Consider the following 25,978-nt stretch of genomic DNA (forward strand, 5'->3'; position numbering starts at 1 on the left):
GGTGATTTTATCCACGGACTTCAGGCGAGCGGGGATCTCCGTAGCGGCATGAGCCAGGCCGACGGAGAGAGCCAGCGCCGAAGCACAGAGAAGAGCACCAGGTTTTAACATTGTTCACCTCGTTAAGTGGGGGAGCGATTGTCAGTGGAGCGATGTGCCGGGATGGCACTATTGGTTTTCTGTTCTATTGGTTATCTGTTCTATCGGTTAATTGGCACTATCGGGTATTACGGCAACATGTTGGTCAGCAACGGAATGGTGCCTTCCACATGGTGGCGAATCATCTGTTCCGCCAGTGTGGGATCACCGGTGCGTAGTGCATCGATTATCTGCCGGTGATCTTCCCGGTCGTTTTGCGGTTGATTGACCCGCTGACGCCACAGGTGCATGTACGGGGAGATCGACGAATTCAACAGGCTTATCTGGCGCAGCAGGCGTGGCCGTTCGCTCAGGCTGCACAGGTACTCATGAAAGACACGGTGATGGAGCACCCATTCGTAGGGTTCATTGTGGGTGTCATCCATGCTATCCAGCAGTCTCGTCAGATGGATGAGGTGTTTCTCTGTCAGTTTCGATACCGCGATGCGGATAGCAAGCCCTTCCAGTACGCTTCGCATTTCAAACACTTCGCACATCTGCTCGCGATTCAAGCCACTGACTACCGCACCACGGTTCGGCCGCAACGTCAGCAGGCTTTCTGCTGCGAGTCGTTTGAACGCGCCGCGTACTGGCATCCGGCTCATTTGCAGTTCGGCCGCAACCTCTTCTGCCACCAGATGGGTGCCCTGTGGGTGGCGTCCACGGCAAATACTGTCCAGCAGGTACTGGTAAGCCTGATCTTCCGCTGTACCGTTATGGTCGTTGCCGTCACCGCTGGCGGCGTACACCACGTTTTCGCCGTTGGTAAAAAGTCGCATGTCGTAAACCCTTCACTTTGGATCCAAAGATACAAAGTGACTAAAGCAATAAGTGGGCCAGTGTGTGAAGGGCTGATGCAACCTAGGCCAGGCGTGAGTGAATGAAAAGAAGGGGGAAAATAAAGCGAAAAACCGCACCAGTTCAGTGCGGTTTGGTCATTTTTGTCGCAGAAGAACAAATTATGACATCATCGGGTCAGTGCGATGTGGCGAGCAGCCTGAATACGATTAGTGGATATCGCTTTCATAGCAGATGATACCGTTGCTGTTTCGCTTGAACACCACACGAGCCTGGGTACCCGTGCGATCGCGCCGGTTTTCCAGAAAGAATTCACCGTGATGTAACTGCACGATGCGGGTGACGATACTCAGGCCAAGGCCGATGCCGCCATAGCGGGTATCCATTCGCACAAACGCTTTGGTGAGTTCTCCTACCTGAGATTCATTAATCCCCGGCCCCTCGTCAGACACGCTCAGTTCGTAACCACCGTCGGGATGATCGGCCAGTCTGATACGAATCATGCTGTGTTCAGGGCTATAACGGTAGGCGTTTTCCACCAGATTACGCAGCAATAACTGCAACAGTGTCGCGTTTCCCGGCACGATGGCATTTTGCGTTTCTAACTGCCAGTCGAGCTGTTGATGCCGTGCTGTCACCATTTCTTCAAGTTCTTGCTGGTTCGGCGTGATGACATCATCCGCTAACGACACCGATTTATAGTGGCCGGTCGCCAGCTCATTACTGGTACGTGCGAGTAACAGCAACTGTTCGATGGTTTTGGTCAGGTGGTCGACGCGCTTAATTAATGGCTGGCAATCGATATGGTGGAGTTGTTCATGCAATTCCAGGCTTAACCGGATACCGGCCAGTGGGGTGCGTAACTCATGCGCGACATTCGAGGCGAAAAGCCTGTCGCGGTATAACGACTCACTAAAACGCGCCAGCAATTGATTCATGCTGGTGATGACGGCCGCAATTTCGGTGACATCACTGCGTTGTTGTAGTGGGTCGAGATTTTCCGCCGTACGGTTGTGCAATTCTTCTTGCAGTGTTAGTAGTGGGCGAGTGATACGGTTGATAGCATGAGAGCACATTACCAGAGAGGCAATGATCATCACCAGACTGGGCAGGCTCAATGAGGCTATGGCCTCATTAATCTCGAATTGGATGTCACTGCTGAGCGATTTGGCTGTCAGCGTTTGTTCTACCAATAGTTCTATATGCTCTCTGCTCTCATGCCACAGCCAGACAACGCTTATCAATTGGCATGCCAGCAAAATACACCCCAGTGTCAGAATCAACCGGGTTCTGATGCTGGCAGTCTTCTCCAGCGGCGAGGGGTGAGGGAGCAGTTTCATGGCTGATCATCCTTGGTCAGTAGATAGCCGAAACCACGTAGCGTCTTGATGCGATTTTTGCCGATCTTTTGCCGCAGATTATGAATGTGGACTTCCAGCGAATTCGACGAGGGGTCGTCGTCCCAACTGTACAAGTCCTGATGCAGTACTTCGCGGTGTACCTGCGAACCAGCCTTGAGGATCAGTCGGGAGAGAATGGCGAATTCCTTCGGCGTCAGCACGATAGGTTTTTCATCCAGCATAACCTGTTGATTGTTGAGATCGAGCGTGATGTTGTCTACCCGAATCCAGCTGTCGCTGGATCCCTGATGGCGACGAATTAGCGCGCGAACCCGTGCCTGAAACTCACTCAATGCAAAGGGCTTTATCATGTAATCGTCTGCACCGACATCCAGCCCGGTGACGCGGTCATCCACGGTATCCCGGGCGGTGAGAATAAGCACCGGTTGCTGGTAATTTTTCCGGCGCCAGCGGCCTAGCAGGGTGAGGCCGTCTTCGTCTGGTAAGCCCAGATCCAGCACCACCAGACTGTAGTGGGCGCTATCGATGAGGGCATCCGCTTCTTTGGCCGTGGAAGCACAATCGCAGACATACCCTTCATTGCGCATCGCCTGCAATAACCCTTCCTGTAACAACGTATCATCTTCAACAATCAAGAGTTTCATGAAGTGCCCCGACACGGTTGAAGAATATCAAGCGGTGCCTGATATTCTTTTGTCGCAATGTTAAACATGCCCAGAACGGTGTGGAAAAGATTGTCCTGAGAAAAACGCTGTTGGTCGGCTTGCTTGCGCATACAACTGTCGTTGATGGCAAACTGCTGCTGGTAGCCGCCGGAAAACCACATCAACATCGGGATATGGGTTTGCTGTGTGGGCGCAACGGCATACGGCATGCTGTGCAGGTACATTCCGTCTTCGCCCAATGACTCGCCGTGGTCGGAAAGATAAACCAAAGCGGTATTAAATTTATCCTGATGCCCTTTCAAGACATTAATTGCCTTATCAACAATATAGTCTACGTAGAGAATCGTATTATCGTAAGTATTGATTAATGATTCTCGCGAGCACGTCTGAATTTGATTGGTATCACAGGTTGGCGTGAATTGTCTAAATGATTCAGGGTAACGCTGATAATAGGCTGGCCCGTGGCTACCCATGGTATGTAGCACGATAATACCGTCATTATTCAACTGATTAATGTAGTCGTCCACGCCATGGAACAGGGCTTCATCGTGACATTCGCCGTCAATACATTGTCCGGGAAGATTCAACTCGGTGATGTCACGCGTCGGCACGCGATCACAGGCACCTTTGCAACCACCGTCGTTTTCTTGCCAGAGAACACTGACCCCCGCGTGCTGCAGAATATCGAGTAACCCTTCCTGATGGGAGGCTAACTGCTCGTCGTAGCCAGTACGCGGCATGCCGGAAAACATGCAGGGAACGGACACCCCGGTAGAGGTTCCGCAGGAAGCGGTCTGTCCAAAATAAACCACATTATCGTTGGCCAGCCGGGGATTGGTGAGTTTTCCGTAGCCGCCAAGTGAAAAGTTCTCGGCACGTGAGGTTTCTCCCACCACCAGAATCACCAGATTCTTTTTGACATCCCCCGCAGGCGGCGGGTTTTTGTGTGCATCCAGTCCGATTTGCACCAACGGTAAATTGGCTTGTGCGTGATGACGGTAATAGGAAATATTCGCGAGAATAATATTGCTGGGGGTTAATGATTTCACCAGCTCTTTATTATTACGCATCAGCGAGGCGTAATCTTTATAGAAAAACGTGGCCACCAACAGAATGGCGACAATCGACACCATGATGCTGAAAATACGCGAACCAATGGCTATCCAGCTTAATGGTGTGGGCCGAATCTTCACCCACAATGCACCGAGCGCCGGAACAATACCGGACAAGGTCAACCACAGTACATATTGAGGCGTCACCAGCGCCATCGATTCCGCCATGTTGGTTTCGAACACGTTCTGCATCATGGTCCGGTCAATGATGATGCCGTAATTAATCATGAAATACTGTACCGCCGCGCCGCCGATCAAGAGCAACGCGACGATACCCTGACGCAACCAGGGGATAACCAGTAACGTGAACAGGATATTGAGTACCGCAAAGATAACGATAGGCATGGTGGCGATAAACACGCCATCCAGCCAGGAGTTGACCGTGACCAGGTGTGAGACCTGACGGTAGTAGGCGATATTCTGTATCAGGGTGATAAATGCCGCGAAGACAGAATTATAAGTAAAACTGCTCCATACCGGGCGAGAAATGCGTGAAATTCTGAACATTGCAGATAGGCCATCCATGCAGGAAAATATGATGTGTCGCACTCTAAAGCGCATAAATTAACTCAACCTTAAGAAGGAAAACGCACGACCGCTCTCGAAATACAAAGGACGACGCAAGGGTTATTTGGTAAACTCACTATTCTGTCAATACGATGATAAATGACGTTGAGGGTGGTGCCTGTCATGTCTACTTCGCTTGTTACTGGCGAATCCAGCGACCTTGATTTGCTTGACCAGCGTCCGTTCACGCAGACGGATTATGAAATCCTGAAATCGTATGAGGCTGTGGTTGACGGCCTGGCGATGCTGATCGGCGATCATTGCGAGATAGTCTTGCACTCGCTGGACGACCTGAAGTGCTCGGCGGTTCGTATCGCGAATGGCGAGCACACCGGACGTAAAATCGGCTCGCCCATTACTGATCTGGCGCTGCGTATGTTACATGACATGGCGGGCGAAGACAGCAGTGTTTCAAGAGCGTATTTTACCCGCGCCAAAAGTGGCGTATTGATGAAGTCGGTCACCATCGCCATCCGTAATCGCGAACAGCGTGTCATCGGGCTGTTGTGCATCAACATGAACCTCGACGTTCCTTTCTCGCAGATCATGCAAACCTTCCTGCCACCGGAGATCAAGGAAGTGGCGTCTTCCGTCAACTTTGCCTCTTCGGTGGATGAACTGGTGGCGCAGACGTTGGAGTTCACGATTGAAGAAGTGAATGCCGATCGTAACGTTTCCAACAATGCCAAGAACCGCCAGATTGTGTTGAACCTTTATGAGAAAGGTATTTTCGATATCAAGGATGCTATCAATCAGGTCGCTGATCGGCTGAACATTTCCAAGCACACCGTCTATCTGTACATCCGCCAATTCAAAAGCGGCGATTTCAGCGGGCACGATCGGTAATGTTGAGCTATTGCCTGCTGGTGACCGGGCCTGCTTATGGCACGCAGCAAGCCAGTAGCGCGTTTCAGTTCGCACAGGCTTTACTGGCGCAAGGGCACCGGTTACAAAGCGTTTTCTTCTACCGCGAAGGGGTGCTGAACGCCAACCAGTTCACGGCACCCGCGAATGATGAGTTTGATTTAGTTCGTGCCTGGCAGCAACTGGCGTCGTCTCATGAGGTGGAACTGAACGTTTGTGTCGCGGCGGCGCTGCGGCGCGGTGTGACCGATGCAACGCAGTCGGCGCAGTTGCAACTGTCAGGCGCTAATCTTCAGCCAGGGTTTACCCTGAGCGGTTTAGGCGAACTGTCGCAGTCGGTTCTGCGTTGCGATCGTGTCGTCCAGTTTTAGTCCGTGGGAAAAGAAGATGAAGCGCGTTGCCTTTGTATTTACCCAGCCGCCTCATGGTTCGGCCTCTGGCCGGGAAGGGTTGGATGCATTGCTGGCAATGTCGGCATTGACCGAAGATATCGGGGTTTTCTTTATCGCTGACGGCGTATTCCAGCTTCTCCCCAACCAACAACCAGAGCGGATTCTGATGCGCAATTATATTGCGACTTTCGGTGTGCTGCCGTTGTATGACATAGAGCGTTGTTACGTCTGCGAGGCATCGATTCTTCAGCGAGGCTTGTCTGTGGACACCCGCTGGGTGTTAGAAGTCGAGCCGCTGGCGGCAGATGTGCTACGTAACATGCTCAATACTTACGATACTGTACTGACCTTTTGAGCGGTGAACCCATGCTGCATACTCTGGCGCATTCTCCCTACCATACCGATCTGGATGCGTTGCTGCGTAACGTTGGCGCGGATGATGCTATTTTGCTGCTGCAAGATGGTGTGATTGCGGCGTTAAGCGGCGTGCCCTTTAGCAAACGTCTGCAGTCCTCTGGCGCTACGGTGTATGCCTTGCAAGACGATGTGGCAGCGCGTGGGCTTTCTGCGCAAATTTCCACCACAATTGTACTGATTGACTATACTCAATTCGTGCAATTAACAGTCCTGCACTCCCGGCAACTGGCTTGGTAGTTTCGCCTTTTTGTATATTTCTTGACTCCTTACCCAGCCAGCCCTAAAATTCTGCGTCCTCATACTTTGCCTCTGCTCTGTATGGGGTGATTTATTACGTGTTTACGAAGCAAAAACCAGGAGCTTTTTGAATGGCAACAATTAACCAGCTGGTACGCAAACCGCGCTCCCTGAAGGTTGCTAAGAGCAACGTTCCGGCGCTGGAAGCCTGCCCGCAGAAACGTGGCGTATGTACCCGTGTATATACCACCACCCCGAAAAAACCGAACTCAGCACTGCGTAAAGTTTGCCGTGTTCGCTTAACCAACGGTTTTGAAGTTACCTCCTATATCGGCGGTGAAGGTCATAACCTGCAGGAACACTCCGTGATCCTGATCCGTGGCGGTCGTGTTAAAGACCTGCCAGGTGTGCGTTACCACACCGTTCGTGGCGCGCTGGACTGCTCTGGTGTTAAAGACCGTAAGCAATCCCGCTCCAAATACGGCGTGAAGAAGCCCAAGGCTTAATGGTTCTCCGTTAAGTAAGGCCAAACGTTTTAACTTTAATGTCAAACTAAACTCGTAGAGTTTTGGACAATCCTGAATTAACAACGGAGTATTTCCATGCCACGTCGTCGCGTCATTGGTCAGCGTAAAATTCTGCCGGATCCGAAGTTCGGATCAGAACTGCTGGCTAAATTTGTCAATATCCTGATGGTAGATGGTAAAAAATCTACTGCAGAAGCAATCGTCTATACCGCGCTGGAGACCCTGGCTCAGCGTTCTGGTAAAAGCGAACTGGAAGCTTTCGAAGTCGCTCTGGACAACGTTCGTCCGACTGTCGAAGTTAAGTCCCGCCGCGTAGGTGGTTCAACTTATCAGGTTCCGGTTGAAGTCCGTCCGGTTCGTCGCAATGCTCTGGCTATGCGTTGGATCGTTGAAGCTGCTCGTAAACGCGGTGATAAATCCATGGCTTTGCGCCTGGCGAACGAACTTTCTGATGCAGCAGACAACAAAGGTACTGCTGTTAAGAAACGTGAAGACGTTCACCGTATGGCTGAAGCCAACAAGGCGTTCGCTCACTACCGCTGGTAATCCCTGCGTAGACGTTAATACCCTGGCGGGCGCTCAACGGCTGACCCGCCCGGGTTTACTACTTTGAACGCCCTAGGAATAGAGGAAACAAATGGCTCGTACAACACCCATTGCGCGCTATCGTAATATCGGTATCAGCGCACACATCGACGCCGGTAAGACCACCACTACTGAACGTATTCTGTTCTACACCGGTGTGAACCACAAAATCGGTGAAGTTCATGATGGCGCCGCCACTATGGACTGGATGGAGCAGGAACAAGAGCGTGGTATCACCATTACCTCCGCTGCGACCACTGCCTTCTGGTCTGGTATGGCTAAGCAGTATGAACCGCACCGTATCAACATCATCGACACCCCGGGGCACGTTGACTTCACTATCGAAGTAGAACGTTCTATGCGTGTTCTGGATGGCGCAGTCATGGTTTACTGTGCGGTAGGTGGTGTTCAGCCGCAGTCTGAAACCGTATGGCGCCAGGCGAACAAATATAAAGTTCCGCGTATCGCGTTCGTTAACAAAATGGACCGTATGGGCGCGAACTTCCTGAAAGTTGTTGACCAGATTAAAGTGCGTCTGGGTGCGAACCCGGTTCCGTTGCAGCTGGCCATCGGCGCAGAAGAACACTTCACCGGTGTTGTTGACCTGGTGAAAATGAAAGCCATCAACTGGAATGAAGCAGACCAGGGCGTTACCTTCACTTATGAAGATATCCCGGCTGACATGCAGGATCTGGCCGATGAATGGCACCAGAATCTGATCGAGTCTGCGGCAGAAGCCTCTGAAGAGCTGATGGAAAAATACCTGGGCGGCGAAGAGCTGACCGAGGAAGAAATCAAAAAAGCACTGCGTCAGCGCGTACTGAACAACGAAATCATTCTGGTTACCTGTGGTTCTGCGTTCAAGAACAAGGGTGTGCAGGCAATGCTGGACGCCGTTGTCGACTATCTGCCGGCACCGACTGACGTTCCTGCGATCAACGGTATTCTGGATGACGGTAAAGATACGCCGGCTGAGCGTCACGCTAGCGATGATGAGCCGTTCTCTGCACTGGCGTTCAAAATCGCAACCGACCCGTTCGTGGGTAACCTGACGTTCTTCCGCGTGTACTCCGGTGTGGTTAACTCCGGTGACACCGTACTGAACTCAGTGAAATCCGAACGTGAACGTTTTGGCCGTATCGTTCAGATGCACGCCAACAAACGTGAAGAGATTAAAGAAGTTCGTGCAGGCGACATCGCCGCTGCGATCGGTCTGAAAGACGTTATCACCGGTGATACTCTGTGTGACCCGGAAAACCCGATCATTCTGGAGCGTATGGAATTCCCGGAACCGGTTATCTCCATCGCTGTAGAACCGAAAACCAAAGCTGACCAGGAAAAAATGGGTCTGGCTCTGGGCCGTCTGGCGAAAGAAGACCCGTCTTTCCGTGTATGGACTGACGAAGAATCTAACCAGACTATCATCGCTGGTATGGGTGAGTTGCACCTGGATATCATCGTTGACCGTATGAAGCGTGAATTCAACGTGGAAGCAAACGTGGGTAAACCGCAGGTTGCTTACCGTGAAGCGATTCGCGCTAAAGTTACTGATGTTGAAGGTAAACACGCTAAGCAGTCTGGTGGTCGTGGTCAGTATGGTCATGTTGTTATCGACATGTACCCGCTGGAGCCGGGCTCAAATCCGAAAGGTTACGAGTTCATCAACGACATTAAAGGTGGTGTGATTCCTGGCGAATACATCCCGGCCGTTGATAAAGGCATCCAGGAACAGCTGAAAGCGGGTCCGCTGGCAGGCTTCCCGGTAGTTGATCTCGGCGTGCGTTTGCACTTCGGTTCTTACCATGACGTTGACTCCTCCGAGCTGGCGTTTAAACTGGCCGCTTCTATCGCCTTTAAAGCTGCGTTCAGTAAAGCGAAACCTGTTCTGCTTGAGCCGATCATGAAGGTTGAAGTAGAAACGCCGGAAGAGAACACTGGTGATGTCATCGGTGACCTGAGCCGCCGTCGTGGTATGCTGCGTGGTCAAGAATCCAACGTGACTGGCGTTGTGATTCACGCTGAAGTTCCGTTGTCTGAAATGTTCGGATATGCAACTCAGCTGCGTTCTCTGACCAAAGGTCGTGCTTCTTACTCCATGGAGTTCCTGAAGTACGATGATGCGCCGAACAACGTTGCCCAGGCCGTTATCGAAGCCCGTGGTAAGTAATTCGGGTTTAACAACACATTGATCCCGTGCTCTCTCCATAAGGGGAGAGCATTTGAGTAAGGAATATAGCCGTGTCTAAAGAAAAATTTGAACGTACAAAACCGCACGTTAACGTCGGTACTATCGGCCACGTTGACCATGGTAAAACAACGCTGACCGCTGCCATCACTACCGTTCTGGCAAAAACCTACGGTGGCCAGGCTCGTGCATTCGACCAGATCGACAACGCGCCGGAAGAAAAAGCGCGTGGTATCACCATCAACACCTCTCACGTTGAATACGATACCCCGACTCGTCACTACGCGCACGTTGACTGCCCGGGACACGCCGACTACGTGAAAAACATGATCACCGGTGCTGCCCAGATGGACGGCGCGATCCTGGTAGTTGCTGCGACTGACGGCCCGATGCCGCAGACTCGTGAGCACATCCTGCTGGGTCGTCAGGTAGGCGTTCCGTACATCATCGTGTTCCTGAACAAATGTGACATGGTTGATGACGAAGAGCTGCTGGAACTGGTTGAGATGGAAGTGCGTGAGCTGCTGTCTCAGTACGACTTCCCGGGCGACGACACGCCGGTAATCCGCGGTTCTGCGCTGAAAGCGCTGGAAGGCGATGCCGAGTGGGAAGCGAAAATCATCGAACTGGCTGAAGCGCTGGACAGCTACATTCCGGAACCTGAGCGTGCGATTGACAAGCCGTTCCTGCTGCCGATCGAAGACGTATTCTCTATCTCCGGCCGTGGTACTGTAGTGACCGGTCGTGTAGAGCGCGGCATCATCAAAGTGGGTGAAGAAGTGGAAATCGTGGGTATCAAAGACACCACGAAAACCACCTGTACCGGCGTTGAAATGTTCCGTAAACTGCTGGACGAAGGCCGTGCGGGCGAGAACGTAGGTGTTCTGCTGCGTGGTACCAAACGTGATGAAGTTGAGCGTGGTCAGGTACTGGCTAAACCGGGCTCAATCAAGCCGCACACTCAGTTCGAATCTGAAGTGTACATCCTGAGCAAAGACGAAGGTGGCCGTCACACGCCGTTCTTCAAAGGCTACCGTCCGCAGTTCTACTTCCGTACCACTGACGTGACTGGCACCATCGAACTGCCGGAAGGCGTGGAAATGGTTATGCCTGGCGACAACATCAAGATGGTCGTAAACCTGATTGCTCCGATCGCGATGGACGACGGTCTGCGTTTCGCTATCCGTGAAGGTGGCCGTACTGTAGGCGCCGGCGTGGTTGCCAAAGTTATCGCTTAATATCGATAACTGACATGAAAAGTGAAAAGGGTACTTCGGTACCCTTTTTTTATTCTCCCAATCATGAATTGAAATAAAAACCATTCTTATTTACAATGCGGTTAGTTGATTAAAAAATGAGTTACCCGCGTATGTATGTCTGCCTATGCAATGCTGTCTCCGATAAAGTCATCCGGCAAGTTGTTCGCCAGCACCAACCGCAGTCGCTGAAACAGCTGAAGCAATTTGTGCCGATCGGAACGTCATGCGGCAAATGTATCCGCCAGGCCAGGCTGATTCTGGAAGAAGAAACAGCAAAAGATGCGCAATTGCATAAAGTCGCCTGAGTCGTAAGGGCATTTTTTTGACTCTGCGTAGACCGCTTCTACACTTTTTAATACTGAAGCGGAGGAGCTAAGTCATGAAAGGCGATAAAAATGTCATTACACATCTGAATAAACTGTTGGGCAATGAGCTGGTGGCTATCAACCAGTACTTCCTACACGCCCGCATGTTTAAGAACTGGGGACTTAAGCGTCTTAACGACCATGAGTATCATGAGTCGATTGACGAAATGAAACATGCAGATCGGTATATTGAACGCATACTGTTTCTGGAAGGGGTCCCTAATCTACAGGATCTCGGCAAACTGAATATCGGTGAAGATGTTGAAGAGATGCTACGCTCTGATCTCGCGCTAGAGCTTGAGGGCGCGAAGAACTTACGTGAGGCCATCGCCTATGCTGATTCCGTGAGAGATTATGTCAGCCGTGATTTGATGATTGAGGTGCTCACTGATGAAGAAGAGCACATCGATTGGCTGGAAACCGAACTGGAACTGATCGCGCGTCTGGGTATGCAGAACTACCTGCAAACGCAGTTGAAAGAAGAGTGATTTTCTCCCCTCTGCTATATGCGTCAGTATGACCACGACGTAACCCTAATCAGGTTAATAAAGCATCATTTCTAACTTTCGATTGCTTCCTGAGCGAATTTACGTATAATGCGCGGGCTTACCTGAAATGGTAGGCCCGATTCGTATGAATCTGAAGGCAGGTACCCGATACCCGCCGAACAATACTCCCGATATGGGGGTTATGTACCGAACGATTACACTCTCCCATCAATCGTAATGGGTGCGAGTAGTAATTATTTTCGTTTATAAAATAATTGGAGCTCTGGTCTCATGCAGAACCAAAGAATCCGTATCCGCCTGAAAGCGTTTGATCATCGTCTGATCGATCAATCAACCGCGGAAATCGTCGAGACTGCCAAGCGCACTGGTGCGCAGGTCCGTGGTCCGATCCCGCTGCCGACCCGCAAAGAGCGCTTTACCGTTCTGATCTCCCCGCACGTCAACAAAGATGCGCGTGATCAGTACGAGATTCGCACTCACAAGCGTCTGGTTGACATCGTTGAGCCAACCGAGAAAACCGTTGATGCTCTGATGCGTCTGGATCTGGCTGCCGGTGTAGACGTGCAGATCAGCCTGGGTTAATCAGGTCATTGAGCGATTGAGAGGTTGAAACAATGATTGGTTTAGTCGGTAAAAAAGTGGGTATGACCCGCATCTTCACTGAAGAAGGCGTTTCTATCCCCGTAACCGTAATCGAAATTGAAGCAAACCGCGTGACTCAGGTTAAAACCCTGGAGAACGACGGATACCGTGCTGTCCAGGTCACTACCGGCGCTAAAAAAGCTAACCGTGTAACCAAGCCTGAAGCAGGTCATTTTGCCAAGGCTGGCGTTGAGGCTGGTCGTACTCTGCGTGAATTCCGTCTGGCTGACAGCGAAGAATTCGCTGTAGGACAGGACATTAGCGTTGAAGTTTTCGCTGACGTTAAGAAAGTAGACGTTACCGGTACTTCTAAAGGTAAAGGCTTTGCCGGTACCGTTAAGCGCTGGAACTTCCGCACTCAGGACGCTACCCACGGTAACTCCTTGTCTCACCGTGTTCCGGGTTCTATCGGTCAGAACCAGACTCCGGGCAAAGTGTTCAAAGGCAAGAAAATGGCAGGCCAGCTGGGTAACGAACGTGTAACCGTTCAGAGCCTGGACGTAGTACGTGTTGACGCTGAGCGCAACCTGCTGCTGGTTAAAGGTGCAGTCCCGGGCGCAACCGGTAGCGACCTGATCGTTAAACCGGCTGTGAAGGCGTGAGGAGATAGCAATGGAATTAGTATTGAAAGACGCGCAAAGCGCGCTGACTGTTTCCGAAACTACCTTCGGTCGTGATTTCAACGAAGCGCTGGTTCACCAGGTTGTTGTTGCTTATGCAGCAGGTGCCCGTCAAGGTACTCGCGCTCAGAAGACCCGTGCTGAAGTAACTGGTTCCGGTAAAAAACCGTGGCGTCAGAAAGGCACCGGCCGTGCGCGTTCTGGTTCTATCAAGAGCCCGATCTGGCGTTCTGGTGGCGTGACTTTCGCAGCCAAGCCGCAGGATCACAGCCAGAAAGTAAACAAAAAGATGTACCGCGGCGCGCTGAAAAGCATCCTGTCCGAACTGGTACGTCAGGACCGTCTGATCGTTGTCGAGAAGTTCTCTGTTGAAGCACCGAAAACCAAGCTGCTGGCTCAGAAACTGAAAGAACTGGCGCTGGATGACGTGCTGATCATCACTGGTGAACTGGATGAGAACCTGTTCCTGGCCGCTCGCAACCTGTACAAGGTTGACGTACGCGACGTAGCAGGCATCGATCCGGTAAGCCTGATCGCCTTCGACAAAGTGGTTATGACTGCTGATGCTGTTAAGCAAGTTGAGGAGATGCTGGCATGATTCGTGAAGAACGTCTGCTGAAAGTATTGCGCGCGCCGCACGTTTCTGAAAAAGCGTCTACTGCGATGGAAAAAAACAACACCATCGTACTCAAAGTTGCTAAAGACGCGACTAAAGCAGAAATCAAAGCTGCTGTACAGAAACTGTTTGAAGTCGAAGTCAATGACGTCCGCACCCTGGTTGTTAAAGGGAAAGTAAAACGTCACGGACAGCGTATCGGTCGTCGTAGCGACTGGAAAAAAGCTTACGTCACCCTGAAAGAAGGCCAGAATCTGGACTTCATCGGCGGCGCAGAGTAAGTCGGAGGAGTAAGAACAATGGCAGTTGTTAAGTGTAAACCGACATCTCCGGGTCGTCGCCACGTTGTTAAAGTGGTTAACCCTGAGCTGCACAAGGGCAAACCGTATGCCCCGTTGCTGGAAAAAAACAGCAAAAGCGGTGGCCGTAACAACAATGGTCGCATCACCACTCGTCACATCGGTGGTGGTCACAAACAGCAGTACCGTATTGTTGACTTCAAACGCAACAAAGATGGTATCCCGGCTGTAGTTGAGCGTCTGGAGTACGATCCGAACCGTTCCGCGAACATCGCGCTGGTTCTGTACAAAGACGGCGAACGCCGTTACATCCTGGCGCCGAAAGGCCTGAAAGCAGGTGACCAGATTCAGTCTGGTGTTGATGCTGCAATCAAAGCTGGTAACACCCTGCCGATGCGTAACATCCCGGTCGGTTCAACGGTTCACAACGTAGAAATGAAACCAGGTAAAGGCGGCCAGCTGGCTCGCTCTGCTGGTGCTTACGTTCAGATCGTTGCTCGTGAAGGTGCTTACGTTACCCTGCGTCTGCGTTCTGGCGAAATGCGTAAAGTCGAATCCGACTGCCGCGCAACGCTGGGCGAAGTTGGCAATGCTGAGCATATGCTGCGCGTTCTGGGTAAAGCAGGTGCTGCACGCTGGCGTGGTGTTCGTCCGACCGTTCGCGGTACGGCAATGAACCCGGTTGACCACCCGCACGGTGGTGGTGAAGGTCGTAACTTTGGTAAGCACCCGGTTACTCCGTGGGGCGTTCAGACCAAAGGTAAGAAGACCCGCAGCAACAAGCGTACTGATAAATTCATCGTACGTCGCCGTACTAAATAATTTTAGAGGATAAACCATGCCACGTTCTCTCAAGAAAGGTCCATTTATTGACCTGCACTTGCTGAAGAAGGTAGAGAAAGCGGTGGAAAGCGGTGACAAGAAGCCCCTGCGCACCTGGTCCCGTCGCTCAACGATCTTTCCAAACATGATCGGTTTGACCATCGCTGTCCATAATGGTCGTCAGCACGTTCCGGTATTCATCTCTGATGAGATGGTCGGACACAAGCTGGGTGAATTCGCGCCGACTCGTACTTATCGCGGCCACGCGGCTGATAAAAAAGCCAAGAAGAAATAAGGTAGGAGGAAGAGATGGAAACTATCGCTAAACATCGCCATGCTCGTTCTTCTGCCCAGAAGGTTCGCCTGGTGGCTGACCTGATTCGCGGTAAGAAAGTGTCGCAAGCTCTGGATATTTTGACCTATACCAACAAGAAAGCTGCTGGTCTGGTTAAGAAAGTACTGGAGTCTGCCATTGCTAACGCAGAACACAACGATGGCGCTGACATTGACGATCTGAAAGTTGCGAAAATCTTCGTAGACGAAGGCCCGAGCATGAAACGCATTATGCCGCGTGCTAAAGGTCGTGCGGATCGCATCCTGAAGCGTACCAGCCACATCACTGTGGTTGTGTCCGATCGCTGAGACTCTGGAGACTAGCAATGGGTCAGAAAGTACATCCTAATGGTATTCGCCTGGGTATTGTCAAAACTTGGAACTCTACCTGGTATGCGAATACCAAAGAATTCGCTGACAACCTGGACAGCGATTTTAAAGTTCGTCAGTACCTGAACAAGGAACTGGAGAAAGCCTCCGTTTCTCGCATCGTTATCGAGCGTCCGGCTAAAAGCATTCGTGTGACCATTCACACTGCTCGCCCGGGTATCGTTATCGGCAAGAAAGGTGAAGACGTTGAAAAACTGCGTAAGGGCGTAGCGGATATCGCTGGCGTACCGGCGCAGATCAACATCGCTGAAGTTCGTAAGCCTGAACTGGACGCAAAACTGGTTGCTGACAGCATCACTTCTCAGCTGGAACGTCGTGTTATGTTCCGTCGCGCGATGAAACGTGCTGTTCAGAACGCCATGCGTCTGGGCGCTAAAGGTATCAAAGTTGAAGTTAGCGGTCGTCTGGGCGGCGCCGAAATCGCACGTACCGAATGGTACCGCGAAGGTCGTGTTCCGTTGCACACACTGCGTGCTGACATCGACTACAACACCTCCGAAGCGCACACCACTTACGGTGTCATCGGTGTGAAAGTGTGGATCTTCAAAGGTGAGATCCTGGGTGGTATGGCTGCCGTTGAACAACCGGAAAAACCGGCTGCTCAACCGAAAAAGCAGCAGCGTAAAGGCCGCAAGTAAGGAGAGTCGCTGAATGTTACAACCAAAGCGTACAAAATTCCGTAAAGTGCACAAAGGCCGCAACCGTGGTCTGGCTGCAGGTACGGATGTTAGCTTCGGCACTTTCGGTCTGAAAGCTGTTGGCCGCGGTCGCCTGACTGCTCGTCAAATCGAAGCTGCTCGTCGTGCTATGACCCGTGCTGTTAAGCGTCAGGGTAAGATCTGGATCCGTGTATTCCCGGACAAACCGATCACTGAGAAACCGCTTGAAGTGCGTATGGGTAAAGGTAAAGGTAACGTGGAGTATTGGGTTGCCTTGATTCAGCCAGGTAAAGTCCTGTACGAAATGGACGGGGTGCCGGAAGAGTTAGCCCGTGAGGCATTCGAACTGGCAGCAGCGAAACTGCCGATCAAAACCACCTTTGTAACTAAGACGGTGATGTAATGAAAGCAAAAGAGCTGCGTGAAAAGAGCGTTGAAGAGCTGAATACCGAACTGCTCGGACTGCTGCGTGAACAGTTCAATCTGCGCATGCAGGCTGCCAGCGGTCAGCTGCAACAAACTCACCTGTTGAAGCAAGTGCGTCGTAATGTCGCACGCGTTAAGACTTTACTGACTGAGAAGGCGGGTGCGTAATGACCGATAAAATCCGTACTCTGCAAGGTCGTGTCGTTAGTGACAAAATGCAGAAATCTGCTGTTGTTGCTATTGAGCGTTTCGTGAAACACCCGATCTACGGTAAATTCATCAAACGCACGACCAAGCTGCACGTGCATGACGAGAACAACGAATGTGGAATTGGCGACGTGGTTGAAATCCGCGAATGCCGTCCGCTGTCCAAGACCAAATCCTGGACCTTGGTTCGCGTTGTAGAGAAAGCGATTCTGTAATACAGTATTGCACTTCTCTTGATAATAAACGGCTCTGTAAAGGGCCGTTTATTTTTTCTACCCACAGTCGATAAGTGGTGTTATAATGCTGCGCCCTCGATTCTGGGGTATTAATGACCCGCAAGGGTTCGAAAAGTAGTAGTTGACATTAGCGGAGCACTAAACATGATCCAAGAACAGACTATGCTGAATGTGGCCGATAACTCCGGTGCACGTCGCGTAATGTGTATCAAGGTTCTGGGTGGCTCGCACCGTCGCTACGCAGGCGTCGGCGACATCATCAAAATTACCATTAAGGAAGCAATTCCCCGCGGTAAGGTGAAAAAAGGCGATGTACTGAAGGCGGTAGTGGTGCGCACCAAGAAGGGTGTTCGTCGCCCTGACGGTTCTGTCGTTCGCTTCGATGGTAATGCATGCGTTATTCTGAACAATAACAGCGAGCAACCTATCGGTACGCGTATTTTTGGGCCGGTAACTCGTGAACTGCGTACTGAAAAGTTCATGAAAATTATCTCTCTGGCACCAGAAGTACTCTAAGGAGCGAATCATGGCAGCGAAAATCCGTCGTGATGACGAAGTTATCGTGCTGACCGGCAAAGATAAAGGTAAGCGCGGTAAAGTTAAGAACGTCCTGACTTCTGGTAAGGTCGTTGTTGAAGGTATCAACCTGGTTAAAAAACATCAGAAGCCGGTTCCGGCGCTGAATCAACCAGGCGGCATCGTTGAAAAAGAAGCTGCTATCCAGGTTTCTAACGTTGCAATCTTCAATGCGGCCACCGGCAAGGCGGATCGTGTAGGCTTTAGATTCGAAGACGGCAAAAAAGTCCGTTTCTTCAAGTCTAACAGCGAAACTATCAAGTAATTTGGAGTAGTACGATGGCGAAACTGCATGATTACTACAAAGACGAAGTGGTTAGCAAACTGATGACTCAGTTCAGCTACAATTCTGTCATGCAAGTCCCTCGGGTCGAGAAGATCACCCTGAACATGGGTGTTGGTGAAGCGATCGCTGACAAAAAGCTGCTGGATAACGCCGCAGCTGATCTGGCAGCTATCTCCGGTCAAAAACCGTTGATCACCAAAGCACGCAAATCTGTTGCAGGCTTCAAAATCCGCCAGGGCTATCCGATCGGCTGTAAAGTAACTCTGCGTGGCGAACGCATGTGGGAGTTCTTTGAGCGTCTGATTACCATTGCTGTACCGCGTATCCGCGACTTCCGCGGTCTGTCTTCGAAATCATTCGATGGACGTGGTAACTACAGCATGGGCGTGCGTGAGCAGATCATCTTCCCGGAAATCGACTATGACAAGGTCGATCGCGTTCGTGGTTTGGACATTACCATTACCACCACTGCGAAATCCGATGATGAAGGCCGTGCGCTGTTGGCCGCCTTTAACTTCCCGTTCCGCAAGTAAGGTAGGGTTACTAATGGCTAAGCAATCCATGAAAGCACGCGAAGTTAAACGCGTGAAATTAGCTGATAAATTCTTCGCCAAGCGCGTTGAGCTGAAAGCTATCATCTCCAATGTGAACTCATCCGACGAAGATCGTTGGGATGCTGTTCTCAAGCTGCAGACTCTGCCGCGTGATTCCAGCCCGTCCCGTCAGCGTAACCGCTGCCGCCAGACAGGTCGTCCGCACGCTTTCCTGCGGAAGTTCGGGTTGAGCCGTATCAAGGTCCGTGAAGCCGCCATGCGCGGTGAAATTCCGGGTCTGAAAAAGGCTAGCTGGTAATTGTCACCAATTGAATCACGGGAGTAAAGACAGATGAGCATGCAAGATCCGATCGCGGATATGCTGACCCGTATCCGTAACGGTCAGGCCGCGAACAAAGTTGCGGTCACCATGCCTTCCTCCAAGCTGAAAGTGGCAATTGCCAACGTGCTGAAGGAAGAAGGTTTTATTGAAGATTTTAAAGTTGAAGGCGACACCAAGCCTGAACTGGAACTGACTCTTAAGTATTTCCAGGGCAAGGCTGTTGTAGAAAGCATTCAGCGTATCAGCCGTCCTGGTCTGCGCATCTATAAACGCAAAGATGAGCTGCCGAAAGTTATGGCCGGTTTAGGTATCGCAGTTGTTTCTACCTCTAAAGGTGTGATGACTGATCGTGCAGCTCGCCAGGCTGGTCTTGGTGGCGAGATTATCTGCTACGTAGCGTAATCGGGAGGGAAGAATGTCTCGTGTTGCAAAAGCACCCGTCGTCATTCCTGCCGGCGTAGAGGTAAAACTCAACGGTCAGGATGTTTCGATCAAGGGTAAAAACGGCGAGTTGGTTCGTGAGATCAATGCCGCTGTCGAAGTTAAACAAGCTGATAACGTGCTGACTTTCGCCCCGCGCGAAGGTTTTGCCGATGGCTGGGCTCAGGCCGGTACTACCCGCGCTCTGTTGAACAGCATGGTTATCGGTGTTACCGAAGGCTTCACCAAAAAGCTGCAATTGGTAGGTGTAGGTTATCGTGCAGCCGTGAAAGGTAATGTGGTGAATTTGGCCCTGGGCTTCTCTCACCCGATCGATCACGAACTGCCTGCAGGCATTACTGCTGAATGTCCGTCTCAGACTGAAATCGTACTGAAAGGTGCGGATAAACAGCTGATCGGCCAGGTAGCTGCTGACCTGCGTGCTTACCGTCGTCCTGAGCCTTACAAAGGCAAAGGTGTCCGTTACGCCGATGAAGTCGTGCGTACCAAAGAGGCTAAGAAGAAGTAAGGTAACACTATGGATAAGAAATCAGCTCGTATCCGTCGTGCAACCCGCGCACGTCGCAAAATCCGTGAATTGGGTGCGACTCGTCTGGTGGTACATCGTACCCCCCGCCATATTTATGCGCAGGTTATCGCACCGAACGGTTCTGAAGTCCTGGTAGCCGCTTCTACTGTAGAAAAAGCTATCGCTGAGCAACTGAAGTATACCGGTAACAAAGACGCTGCTGCAGCTGTCGGTAAAGCAGTTGCTGAACGCGCTCTGGAAAAAGGCATCAAGGGTGTGGCCTTTGACCGTTCCGGGTTCCAATATCATGGTCGAGTCCAGGCACTGGCAGATGCTGCCCGTGAAGCTGGCCTTCAGTTCTAAGGTAGAGGTGTAAGATGGCTCACATCGAAAAACAAGCTGGCGAACTGCAGGAAAAGCTGATCGCGGTAAATCGCGTATCTAAAACCGTTAAGGGTGGTCGTATTTTCTCCTTCACAGCACTGACTGTGGTAGGTGATGGTAACGGTCGCGTCGGTTTTGGTTACGGTAAAGCTCGCGAAGTTCCGGCAGCGATCCAGAAAGCGATGGAAAAAGCCCGTCGCAATATGATGAATGTCGCGCTGAACAACGGCACTCTGCAGCACCCGGTTAAAGGTGCACACACAGGTTCTCGTGTGTTCATGCAGCCAGCTTCCGAAGGTACCGGTATCATCGCCGGTGGTGCAATGCGCGCCGTTCTGGAAGTTGCAGGGGTTCACAACGTATTGGCTAAAGCCTATGGTTCCACAAACCCGATTAACGTGGTTCGTGCAACTATCGATGGCTTGGCTAACATGAAGTCCCCGGAAATGGTCGCTGCCAAGCGTGGTAAATCCGTTGAAGACATTCTGGGGTAATTGACCATGGCAAAGACTATTAAAATTACTCAAACCCGTAGTGCAATCGGTCGTCTGCCTAAACACAAGGCAACGCTGCTTGGCCTGGGTCTGCGTCGTATTGGTCACACCGTTGAGCGCGAGGATACTCCTGCTGTTCGCGGTATGGTCAACGCGGTTTCCTACATGGTTAAAGTGGAGGAGTAACAGATGCGTTTGAATACTCTGTCTCCGGCCGAAGGCTCTAAACACGCGCCGAAGCGCTTAGGTCGCGGTATTGGTTCCGGCCTCGGTAAGACTGGTGGTCGCGGCGTCAAAGGTCAGAACTCTCGTTCTGGCGGTGGTGTACGCCGTGGTTTCGAAGGCGGTCAGATGCCTTTGTATCGTCGTCTGCCGAAGTTCGGCTTCACTTCTCGCAAGGCTATGATTACAGCGGAAATCCGTCTGTCTGATCTGGCTCGTGTAGAAGGCGATGTTGTTGATCTGAATACGCTGAAAGCTGCTAACGTCATCGGCGTTCAGATTGAATTCGCGAAAGTGATTCTGTCTGGCGAAGTTGCACGTCCGGTAACGATTCGTGGTCTGCGCGTCACCAAAGGCGCTCGTGCTGCTATCGAAGCTGCTGGCGGCAAAATTGAGGAATAAGTAGCAGATGGCTAAACAACCAGGATTAGATTTTCAAAGTGCTAAAGGCGGAGTTGGCGAACTGAAACGCAGACTTTTGTTTGTTATCGGTGCGTTGATTGTTTTCCGTATTGGCTCTTTTATTCCCATTCCTGGTATTGATGCCACTGTGCTTGCCAAATTGCTCGAACAACAGCGTGGCACCATCATTGAAATGTTTAACATGTTCTCTGGTGGTGCTTTAAGCCGCGCTTCAATTTTCGCACTGGGAATTATGCCGTATATCTCGGCATCCATCATCATTCAGTTGTTGACGGTGGTTCATCCCGCACTGGCGGAAATTAAGAAGGAAGGGGAAGCTGGCCGACGTAAAATCAGCCAGTATACTCGCTACGGCACTCTGGTGTTGGCAATATTTCAGTCAATCGGTATTGCTACCGGTTTGCCGAATATGCCTGGAATGCAAGGTCTGGTAATTAATCCAGGCTTTGCGTTTTATTTCACCGCTGTTGTCAGTCTGGTCACTGGGACTATGTTCCTGATGTGGCTGGGCGAGCAGATTACTGAACGCGGTATCGGTAACGGTATCTCAATCATAATCTTTGCAGGTATTGTTGCGGGTCTACCGCCGGCTATTGGCCATACCATCGAGCAAGCGCGGCAAGGCGATCTGCACTTCCTCCTGTTGCTGTTGGTTGCAGTGCTGGTATTCGCAGTAACGTTCTTTGTAGTGTTTATTGAGCGCGGTCAACGTCGTATCGTTGTTAACTACGCCAAACGCCAGCAAGGACGTCGCGTATATGCAGCACAGAGTACGCATTTACCACTGAAGGTGAATATGGCCGGTGTTATTCCAGCTATCTTTGCTTCCAGTATTATTCTGTTCCCGGCGACGATAGCATCGTGGTTTGGGGGCGGTACCGGTTGGAACTGGCTGACGACTATTTCGCTGTATCTGCAGCCTGGGCAACCGCTTTATGTGTTACTCTATGCATCTGCAATCATCTTCTTCTGTTTCTTCTATACCGCGTTGGTGTTTAACCCGCGGGAAACAGCAGATAACCTGAAGAAGTCCGGTGCATTCGTGCCAGGAATTCGTCCGGGAGAGCAAACGGCGAAGTATATTGATAAAGTAATGACCCGCCTGACATTAGTTGGTGCGATGTATATTACCTTTATCTGCCTCATCCCGGAGTTCATGCGTGACGCAATGAAAGTGCCGTTCTATTTCGGTGGGACGTCATTATTGATCGTTGTTGTCGTGATCATGGATTTTATGGCTCAAGTGCAAACGCTGCTGATGTCAAGTCAGTATGAGTCTGCATTGAAGAAGGCAAACCTGAAAGGCTATAGCCGCTGATTAGGTTGGCTTGAGAAGTTACGGAGAGTAAAAATGAAAGTTCGTGCTTCCGTCAAGAAATTATGTCGTAACTGTAAGATTGTTAAGCGTAACGGCATCGTTCGCGTTATCTGCAGTGCCGAGCCGAAGCATAAACAGCGCCAAGGCTGATTATCTCGCATATTTTTCTTGCAAAGTTGGATTGAGCTGGCTAGATTAGCCAGCCAATCTTTTGTATGTAACTGCAATGTCATTTGAGTATCCTGAAAACGGGCTTTTCAGAATGGTATTGCTTTATAAAATTGTAGGAGTGCATAGTGGCCCGTATAGCAGGCATTAACATTCCTGATCATAAACATACCGTAATTGCATTAACTGCTATTTACGGCATTGGTAAAACCCGTTCCAAATCTATCTGTGCTGCAACGGGTATTGCTGAAGATGTTAAGATCAGTGAGCTGTCTGAAGAGCAAATCGATAAGCTGCGTGACGAAGTTGCCAAGTTTGTTGTAGAAGGCGATCTGCGTCGTGAAATCACCCTGAGCATCAAGCGCCTTATGGACCTTGGTACTTATCGTGGTTTGCGTCACCGTCGTGGTCTGCCGGTTCGCGGTCAGCGTACCAAGACTAACGCCCGTACCCGTAAGGGTCCGCGCAAACCGATCAAGAAATAATCGGGGTGATTGAATAATGGCAAAGGCACCTATTCGTGCACGTAAGCGTGTAAGAAAGCAAGTCTCTGACGGTGTGGCTCATATCCATGCTTCTTTCAACAACACCATCGTTACCATTACCGATCGTCAGGGTAATGCGTTGGGTTGGGCAACTGCCGGTGGTTCCGGTTTCCGTGGTTCTCGTAAATCCACTCCGTTCGCCGCTCAGGTAGCAGCAGAGCGCTGCGCTGAAGCTGTGAAAGAGTACGGTATCAAGAATCTGGAAGTTATGGTTAAAGGACCTGGTCCGGGCCGTGAGTCTACTATCCGCGCTCTGAACGCGGCTGGTTTCCGCATCACTAATATTACTGATGTGACTCCGATCCCTCATAACGGTTGTCGTCCGCCGAAAAAGCGTCGCGTGTAACGCCGCTTTTAGGATTGCTGGAGAAAGAAAATGGCAAGATATTTGGGTCCTAAGCTCAAGCTGAGCCGTCGTGAAGGCACCGACCTGTTTCTAAAGTCTGGTGTTCGTGCGATCGATTCCAAGTGTAAAATTGAACAAGCTCCTGGCCAGCACGGCGCACGTAAACCGCGTCTGTCTGACTATGGTGTACAGTTGCGTGAGAAGCAGAAAGTTCGCCGTATCTACGGTGTTCTGGAGCGTCAATTCCGTAACTACTACAAAGAAGCCGCTCGCCTGAAAGGCAATACAGGTGCCAACCTGTTGCAGTTGCTGGAAGGTCGTCTGGACAACGTTGTTTACCGTATGGGATTCGGCGCTACCCGCGCAGAAGCTCGTCAGCTGGTAAGTCACAAAGCTGTTATGGTAAATGGTCGCGTTGTTAACATCGCTTCTTATCAGGTATCTCCGAATGACGTAGTCAGCATCCGCGAGAAGGCGAAAAAGCAGTCTCGTGTTAAGGCCGCTCTGGAGCTGGCTGAACAGCGTGAAAAGCCAACTTGGCTGGAAGTTGATGCTGCCAAGATGGAAGGTGTGTTCAAACGTATTCCTGAACGTACCGATCTGTCTGCGGACATTAATGAACACCTGATCGTCGAGCTTTACTCCAAGTAAAGCTTAGTACCAAAGAGAGGACACAATGCAGGGTTCTGTGACAGAGTTTCTAAAACCGCGCCTGGTAGATATCGAGCAAGTTAGTTCGACGCACGCCAAGGTGACCCTTGAGCCGTTAGAGCGGGGCTTCGGCCATACTCTTGGTAACGCACTGCGCCGTATTCTGCTTTCATCCATGCCTGGTTGCGCGGTGACCGAGGTTGAGATTGATGGTGTACTGCACGAGTACAGCACCAAAGAAGGCGTACAGGAAGATATCCTGGAAATCCTGCTCAACCTGAAAGGGCTGGCGGTGAGAGTTCAAGGCAAAGATGAAGTTATTCTTACCCTGAATAAATCTGGCATTGGCCCTGTGACTGCAGCCGACATCACCCATGATGGTGATGTCGAAATCGTCAAGCCACAGCATGTGATCTGCCATCTGACCGATGAGAATGCATCTATCAATATGCGTATCAAAGTTCAGCGTGGTCGTGGTTATGTGCCGGCGTCTGCCCGTATTCATACGGAAGAAGATGAGCGCCCGATCGGTCGTCTGTTAGTCGACGCTTGCTACAGCCCTGTTGAGCGTATCGCTTACAATGTTGAAGCAGCGCGTGTTGAACAGCGTACTGACCTGGACAAGCTGGTTATCGAAATGGAAACCAATGGTACGATCGATCCTGAAGAGGCGATCCGCCGTGCGGCAACCATTCTGGCTGAACAATTGGAAGCTTTCGTTGACTTACGTGATGTACGTCAGCCGGAAGTGAAAGAAGAGAAACCAGAATTCGATCCGATCCTGCTGCGCCCTGTTGACGATCTTGAATTGACTGTCCGCTCTGCTAACTGCCTTAAGGCAGAAGCTATCCACTACATCGGTGATCTGGTACAGCGTACCGAGGTTGAATTGCTTAAAACGCCTAACCTGGGTAAAAAATCTCTTACTGAGATCAAAGACGTGCTGGCTTCTCGTGGTCTGTCACTGGGCATGCGCCTGGAAAACTGGCCACCGGCAAGCATTGCTGATGAGTAACCGGATCACAGGTTAAGGTTTTACTGAGAAGGATAAGGTCATGCGCCATCGTAAGAGTGGTCGTCAACTGAACCGTAACAGCAGCCATCGCCAGGCTATGTTCCGTAACATGGCTGGTTCTTTGGTTCGTCATGAGATTATCAAGACGACCCTGCCGAAAGCGAAAGAGCTGCGTCGTGTTGTTGAACCGCTGATTACTCTTGCCAAGACCGACAGCGTTGCTAATCGTCGTCTGGCATTTGCCCGTACTCGTGATAACGAGATCGTGGCTAAACTGTTTAACGAACTGGGCCCGCGTTTCGCGAGCCGTGCTGGTGGTTACACTCGTATTCTGAAGTGTGGCTTCCGTGCTGGTGACAATGCGCCGATGGCATACATCGAGCTCGTTGATCGCGCAGTTTCTCAGACAGAAGAAGTTGCTGCTGCAGAGTAATTTGCACTAGCGTGAAAAAGCCGGGGAAACCCGGTTTTTTTACGTCCTTATTTTAGTCCTC

Annotated in this window: 42 protein-coding genes; 38 read left to right on the top strand and 4 right to left on the bottom strand. The window is 51.0% G+C overall.

What is annotated here, in order from left to right; genetic code table 11:
- Nucleotides 1–227: 227 nt before the first annotated feature.
- From LF929_RS01860 to eptA, 4 genes are all read right to left on the bottom strand, one after another.
- Nucleotides 228–917, bottom strand: a complete 690-nt coding sequence (locus tag LF929_RS01860; RefSeq protein ID WP_210175727.1) for a GntR family transcriptional regulator — start codon at nucleotides 915–917, stop codon at nucleotides 228–230.
- 228 nt (nucleotides 918–1,145) lie between these two features.
- Nucleotides 1,146–2,276 (bottom strand): two-component system sensor histidine kinase PmrB, encoded by a 1,131-nt coding sequence (gene pmrB / locus LF929_RS01865; protein WP_226093612.1) that lies wholly within the window; start codon nucleotides 2,274–2,276, stop codon nucleotides 1,146–1,148.
- Nucleotides 2,273–2,941, bottom strand: a complete 669-nt coding sequence (pmrA, locus tag LF929_RS01870) for a two-component system response regulator PmrA (RefSeq protein ID WP_038905819.1) — start codon at nucleotides 2,939–2,941, stop codon at nucleotides 2,273–2,275. Before pmrA ends, pmrB begins: the two co-directional genes overlap by 4 nt.
- Nucleotides 2,938–4,581 carry a phosphoethanolamine transferase EptA gene (eptA, locus tag LF929_RS01875; RefSeq protein WP_226093611.1) on the bottom strand — a complete coding sequence of 548 codons (1,644 nt, stop codon included), beginning with the start codon at nucleotides 4,579–4,581 and terminating at the stop codon, nucleotides 2,938–2,940. The genes pmrA and eptA overlap by 4 nt, the downstream gene beginning before the upstream one ends.
- 183 nt (nucleotides 4,582–4,764) lie before the next feature.
- On the opposite strand from eptA, the gene LF929_RS01880 reads away from it, so the two are divergent.
- From LF929_RS01880 to rplQ, 38 genes are all read left to right on the top strand, one after another.
- Nucleotides 4,765–5,487, top strand: coding sequence for a transcriptional regulator (locus LF929_RS01880; protein ID WP_012886351.1), 723 nt, complete (start codon nucleotides 4,765–4,767; stop codon nucleotides 5,485–5,487).
- Nucleotides 5,487–5,876, top strand: coding sequence for a sulfurtransferase complex subunit TusD (tusD, locus tag LF929_RS01885; RefSeq protein ID WP_019845199.1), 390 nt, complete (start codon nucleotides 5,487–5,489; stop codon nucleotides 5,874–5,876). The genes LF929_RS01880 and tusD overlap by 1 nt, the downstream gene beginning before the upstream one ends.
- A gap of 16 nt (nucleotides 5,877–5,892) precedes the next feature.
- The gene (tusC, locus tag LF929_RS01890) at nucleotides 5,893–6,252 is read left to right on the top strand and encodes a sulfurtransferase complex subunit TusC (RefSeq protein ID WP_038909139.1); all 360 of its coding nucleotides are present in this window, start codon (nucleotides 5,893–5,895) and stop codon (nucleotides 6,250–6,252) included.
- Between the two features lie 11 nt (nucleotides 6,253–6,263).
- Nucleotides 6,264–6,551 carry a sulfurtransferase complex subunit TusB gene (gene tusB / locus LF929_RS01895; protein ID WP_038905816.1) on the top strand — a complete coding sequence of 96 codons (288 nt, stop codon included), beginning with the start codon at nucleotides 6,264–6,266 and terminating at the stop codon, nucleotides 6,549–6,551.
- A gap of 131 nt (nucleotides 6,552–6,682) precedes the next feature.
- Complete coding sequence (rpsL, locus tag LF929_RS01900) at nucleotides 6,683–7,057, top strand: 30S ribosomal protein S12 (RefSeq protein ID WP_012768095.1); 375 nt, start codon at nucleotides 6,683–6,685, stop codon at nucleotides 7,055–7,057.
- Between the two features lie 96 nt (nucleotides 7,058–7,153).
- Complete coding sequence (gene rpsG, locus LF929_RS01905) at nucleotides 7,154–7,624, top strand: 30S ribosomal protein S7 (protein ID WP_012768096.1); 471 nt, start codon at nucleotides 7,154–7,156, stop codon at nucleotides 7,622–7,624.
- Nucleotides 7,625–7,715: 91 nt separating this feature from the next.
- A complete protein-coding gene (fusA, locus tag LF929_RS01910; protein WP_012886347.1) occupies nucleotides 7,716–9,830 on the top strand; it encodes an elongation factor G in 2,115 nt (704 codons plus the stop codon).
- A gap of 71 nt (nucleotides 9,831–9,901) precedes the next feature.
- Nucleotides 9,902–11,086 carry an elongation factor Tu gene (gene tuf, locus LF929_RS01915; protein ID WP_012882957.1) on the top strand — a complete coding sequence of 395 codons (1,185 nt, stop codon included), beginning with the start codon at nucleotides 9,902–9,904 and terminating at the stop codon, nucleotides 11,084–11,086.
- A 131-nt stretch (nucleotides 11,087–11,217) separates the two neighbouring features.
- Nucleotides 11,218–11,412 carry a bacterioferritin-associated ferredoxin gene (bfd, locus tag LF929_RS01920; protein ID WP_038909138.1) on the top strand — a complete coding sequence of 65 codons (195 nt, stop codon included), beginning with the start codon at nucleotides 11,218–11,220 and terminating at the stop codon, nucleotides 11,410–11,412.
- 74 nt (nucleotides 11,413–11,486) lie between these two features.
- On the top strand, nucleotides 11,487–11,960 hold the full coding sequence (bfr, locus tag LF929_RS01925) for a bacterioferritin (RefSeq protein WP_012886345.1): 474 nt from the start codon (nucleotides 11,487–11,489) through the stop codon (nucleotides 11,958–11,960).
- Nucleotides 11,961–12,251: 291 nt separating this feature from the next.
- Nucleotides 12,252–12,563, top strand: a complete 312-nt coding sequence (rpsJ, locus tag LF929_RS01930) for a 30S ribosomal protein S10 (RefSeq protein ID WP_001181005.1) — start codon at nucleotides 12,252–12,254, stop codon at nucleotides 12,561–12,563.
- A 32-nt stretch (nucleotides 12,564–12,595) separates the two neighbouring features.
- The gene (gene rplC, locus LF929_RS01935) at nucleotides 12,596–13,225 is read left to right on the top strand and encodes a 50S ribosomal protein L3 (RefSeq protein ID WP_016943915.1); all 630 of its coding nucleotides are present in this window, start codon (nucleotides 12,596–12,598) and stop codon (nucleotides 13,223–13,225) included.
- 10 nt (nucleotides 13,226–13,235) lie between these two features.
- Nucleotides 13,236–13,841 carry a 50S ribosomal protein L4 gene (gene rplD / locus LF929_RS01940; RefSeq protein WP_012764041.1) on the top strand — a complete coding sequence of 202 codons (606 nt, stop codon included), beginning with the start codon at nucleotides 13,236–13,238 and terminating at the stop codon, nucleotides 13,839–13,841.
- Nucleotides 13,838–14,140 (top strand): 50S ribosomal protein L23, encoded by a 303-nt coding sequence (rplW, locus tag LF929_RS01945; protein ID WP_009111205.1) that lies wholly within the window; start codon nucleotides 13,838–13,840, stop codon nucleotides 14,138–14,140. The genes rplD and rplW overlap by 4 nt, the downstream gene beginning before the upstream one ends.
- 18 nt (nucleotides 14,141–14,158) lie before the next feature.
- Nucleotides 14,159–14,980, top strand: coding sequence for a 50S ribosomal protein L2 (rplB, locus tag LF929_RS01950; protein ID WP_016943914.1), 822 nt, complete (start codon nucleotides 14,159–14,161; stop codon nucleotides 14,978–14,980).
- A 16-nt stretch (nucleotides 14,981–14,996) separates the two neighbouring features.
- Nucleotides 14,997–15,275: a 30S ribosomal protein S19 gene (rpsS, locus tag LF929_RS01955; RefSeq protein ID WP_012764044.1), complete on the top strand. Its 279-nt coding sequence runs from the start codon at nucleotides 14,997–14,999 to the stop codon at nucleotides 15,273–15,275.
- Between the two features lie 14 nt (nucleotides 15,276–15,289).
- A complete protein-coding gene (rplV, locus tag LF929_RS01960) occupies nucleotides 15,290–15,622 on the top strand; it encodes a 50S ribosomal protein L22 (protein ID WP_012764045.1) in 333 nt (110 codons plus the stop codon).
- A gap of 17 nt (nucleotides 15,623–15,639) precedes the next feature.
- Nucleotides 15,640–16,341 (top strand): 30S ribosomal protein S3, encoded by a 702-nt coding sequence (rpsC, locus tag LF929_RS01965; RefSeq protein ID WP_012768105.1) that lies wholly within the window; start codon nucleotides 15,640–15,642, stop codon nucleotides 16,339–16,341.
- 13 nt (nucleotides 16,342–16,354) lie between these two features.
- A complete protein-coding gene (gene rplP / locus LF929_RS01970) occupies nucleotides 16,355–16,765 on the top strand; it encodes a 50S ribosomal protein L16 (RefSeq protein ID WP_012768106.1) in 411 nt (136 codons plus the stop codon).
- Entirely contained in the window at nucleotides 16,765–16,956 is a 192-nt protein-coding gene (rpmC, locus tag LF929_RS01975) for a 50S ribosomal protein L29 (RefSeq protein ID WP_012764048.1), read from the top strand. Before rplP ends, rpmC begins: the two co-directional genes overlap by 1 nt.
- Nucleotides 16,956–17,210 (top strand): 30S ribosomal protein S17, encoded by a 255-nt coding sequence (gene rpsQ / locus LF929_RS01980; protein ID WP_012768107.1) that lies wholly within the window; start codon nucleotides 16,956–16,958, stop codon nucleotides 17,208–17,210. The genes rpmC and rpsQ overlap by 1 nt, the downstream gene beginning before the upstream one ends.
- A 165-nt stretch (nucleotides 17,211–17,375) precedes the next feature.
- The gene (rplN, locus tag LF929_RS01985) at nucleotides 17,376–17,747 is read left to right on the top strand and encodes a 50S ribosomal protein L14 (RefSeq protein ID WP_012768108.1); all 372 of its coding nucleotides are present in this window, start codon (nucleotides 17,376–17,378) and stop codon (nucleotides 17,745–17,747) included.
- Nucleotides 17,748–17,757: 10 nt separating this feature from the next.
- A complete protein-coding gene (gene rplX / locus LF929_RS01990; RefSeq protein ID WP_012768109.1) occupies nucleotides 17,758–18,072 on the top strand; it encodes a 50S ribosomal protein L24 in 315 nt (104 codons plus the stop codon).
- 14 nt (nucleotides 18,073–18,086) lie between these two features.
- Nucleotides 18,087–18,626 (top strand): 50S ribosomal protein L5, encoded by a 540-nt coding sequence (gene rplE / locus LF929_RS01995; RefSeq protein WP_016943913.1) that lies wholly within the window; start codon nucleotides 18,087–18,089, stop codon nucleotides 18,624–18,626.
- 13 nt (nucleotides 18,627–18,639) lie between these two features.
- Nucleotides 18,640–18,945, top strand: a complete 306-nt coding sequence (gene rpsN, locus LF929_RS02000; protein ID WP_012768111.1) for a 30S ribosomal protein S14 — start codon at nucleotides 18,640–18,642, stop codon at nucleotides 18,943–18,945.
- 33 nt (nucleotides 18,946–18,978) lie between these two features.
- Nucleotides 18,979–19,371 (top strand): 30S ribosomal protein S8, encoded by a 393-nt coding sequence (gene rpsH, locus LF929_RS02005; RefSeq protein ID WP_012768112.1) that lies wholly within the window; start codon nucleotides 18,979–18,981, stop codon nucleotides 19,369–19,371.
- Between the two features lie 13 nt (nucleotides 19,372–19,384).
- The gene (gene rplF / locus LF929_RS02010; protein ID WP_013319697.1) at nucleotides 19,385–19,918 is read left to right on the top strand and encodes a 50S ribosomal protein L6; all 534 of its coding nucleotides are present in this window, start codon (nucleotides 19,385–19,387) and stop codon (nucleotides 19,916–19,918) included.
- Nucleotides 19,919–19,927: 9 nt separating this feature from the next.
- Nucleotides 19,928–20,281 (top strand): 50S ribosomal protein L18, encoded by a 354-nt coding sequence (rplR, locus tag LF929_RS02015; protein ID WP_012768114.1) that lies wholly within the window; start codon nucleotides 19,928–19,930, stop codon nucleotides 20,279–20,281.
- A gap of 14 nt (nucleotides 20,282–20,295) precedes the next feature.
- The gene (gene rpsE, locus LF929_RS02020; protein ID WP_012768115.1) at nucleotides 20,296–20,796 is read left to right on the top strand and encodes a 30S ribosomal protein S5; all 501 of its coding nucleotides are present in this window, start codon (nucleotides 20,296–20,298) and stop codon (nucleotides 20,794–20,796) included.
- A 6-nt stretch (nucleotides 20,797–20,802) separates the two neighbouring features.
- The gene (rpmD, locus tag LF929_RS02025; protein WP_004846568.1) at nucleotides 20,803–20,982 is read left to right on the top strand and encodes a 50S ribosomal protein L30; all 180 of its coding nucleotides are present in this window, start codon (nucleotides 20,803–20,805) and stop codon (nucleotides 20,980–20,982) included.
- A gap of 3 nt (nucleotides 20,983–20,985) precedes the next feature.
- Nucleotides 20,986–21,420 carry a 50S ribosomal protein L15 gene (rplO, locus tag LF929_RS02030; RefSeq protein WP_012886341.1) on the top strand — a complete coding sequence of 145 codons (435 nt, stop codon included), beginning with the start codon at nucleotides 20,986–20,988 and terminating at the stop codon, nucleotides 21,418–21,420.
- A 7-nt stretch (nucleotides 21,421–21,427) separates the two neighbouring features.
- A complete protein-coding gene (gene secY, locus LF929_RS02035; protein WP_013319693.1) occupies nucleotides 21,428–22,759 on the top strand; it encodes a preprotein translocase subunit SecY in 1,332 nt (443 codons plus the stop codon).
- Nucleotides 22,760–22,792: 33 nt separating this feature from the next.
- Nucleotides 22,793–22,909, top strand: coding sequence for a 50S ribosomal protein L36 (rpmJ, locus tag LF929_RS02040; protein ID WP_012768118.1), 117 nt, complete (start codon nucleotides 22,793–22,795; stop codon nucleotides 22,907–22,909).
- A gap of 146 nt (nucleotides 22,910–23,055) precedes the next feature.
- Complete coding sequence (gene rpsM / locus LF929_RS02045; protein WP_012768119.1) at nucleotides 23,056–23,412, top strand: 30S ribosomal protein S13; 357 nt, start codon at nucleotides 23,056–23,058, stop codon at nucleotides 23,410–23,412.
- Nucleotides 23,413–23,428: 16 nt separating this feature from the next.
- Nucleotides 23,429–23,818 carry a 30S ribosomal protein S11 gene (gene rpsK / locus LF929_RS02050; protein WP_002919257.1) on the top strand — a complete coding sequence of 130 codons (390 nt, stop codon included), beginning with the start codon at nucleotides 23,429–23,431 and terminating at the stop codon, nucleotides 23,816–23,818.
- 30 nt (nucleotides 23,819–23,848) lie between these two features.
- On the top strand, nucleotides 23,849–24,469 hold the full coding sequence (rpsD, locus tag LF929_RS02055) for a 30S ribosomal protein S4 (RefSeq protein ID WP_012768120.1): 621 nt from the start codon (nucleotides 23,849–23,851) through the stop codon (nucleotides 24,467–24,469).
- Nucleotides 24,470–24,494: 25 nt separating this feature from the next.
- Nucleotides 24,495–25,484: a DNA-directed RNA polymerase subunit alpha gene (rpoA, locus tag LF929_RS02060; RefSeq protein WP_012768121.1), complete on the top strand. Its 990-nt coding sequence runs from the start codon at nucleotides 24,495–24,497 to the stop codon at nucleotides 25,482–25,484.
- 40 nt (nucleotides 25,485–25,524) lie between these two features.
- Nucleotides 25,525–25,917, top strand: a complete 393-nt coding sequence (gene rplQ, locus LF929_RS02065) for a 50S ribosomal protein L17 (RefSeq protein WP_012768122.1) — start codon at nucleotides 25,525–25,527, stop codon at nucleotides 25,915–25,917.
- Nucleotides 25,918–25,978: the final 61 nt, after the last annotated feature.

Source organism: Dickeya oryzae (genome assembly GCF_020406815.2).
Lineage (GTDB): Bacteria > Pseudomonadota > Gammaproteobacteria > Enterobacterales > Enterobacteriaceae > Dickeya > Dickeya oryzae.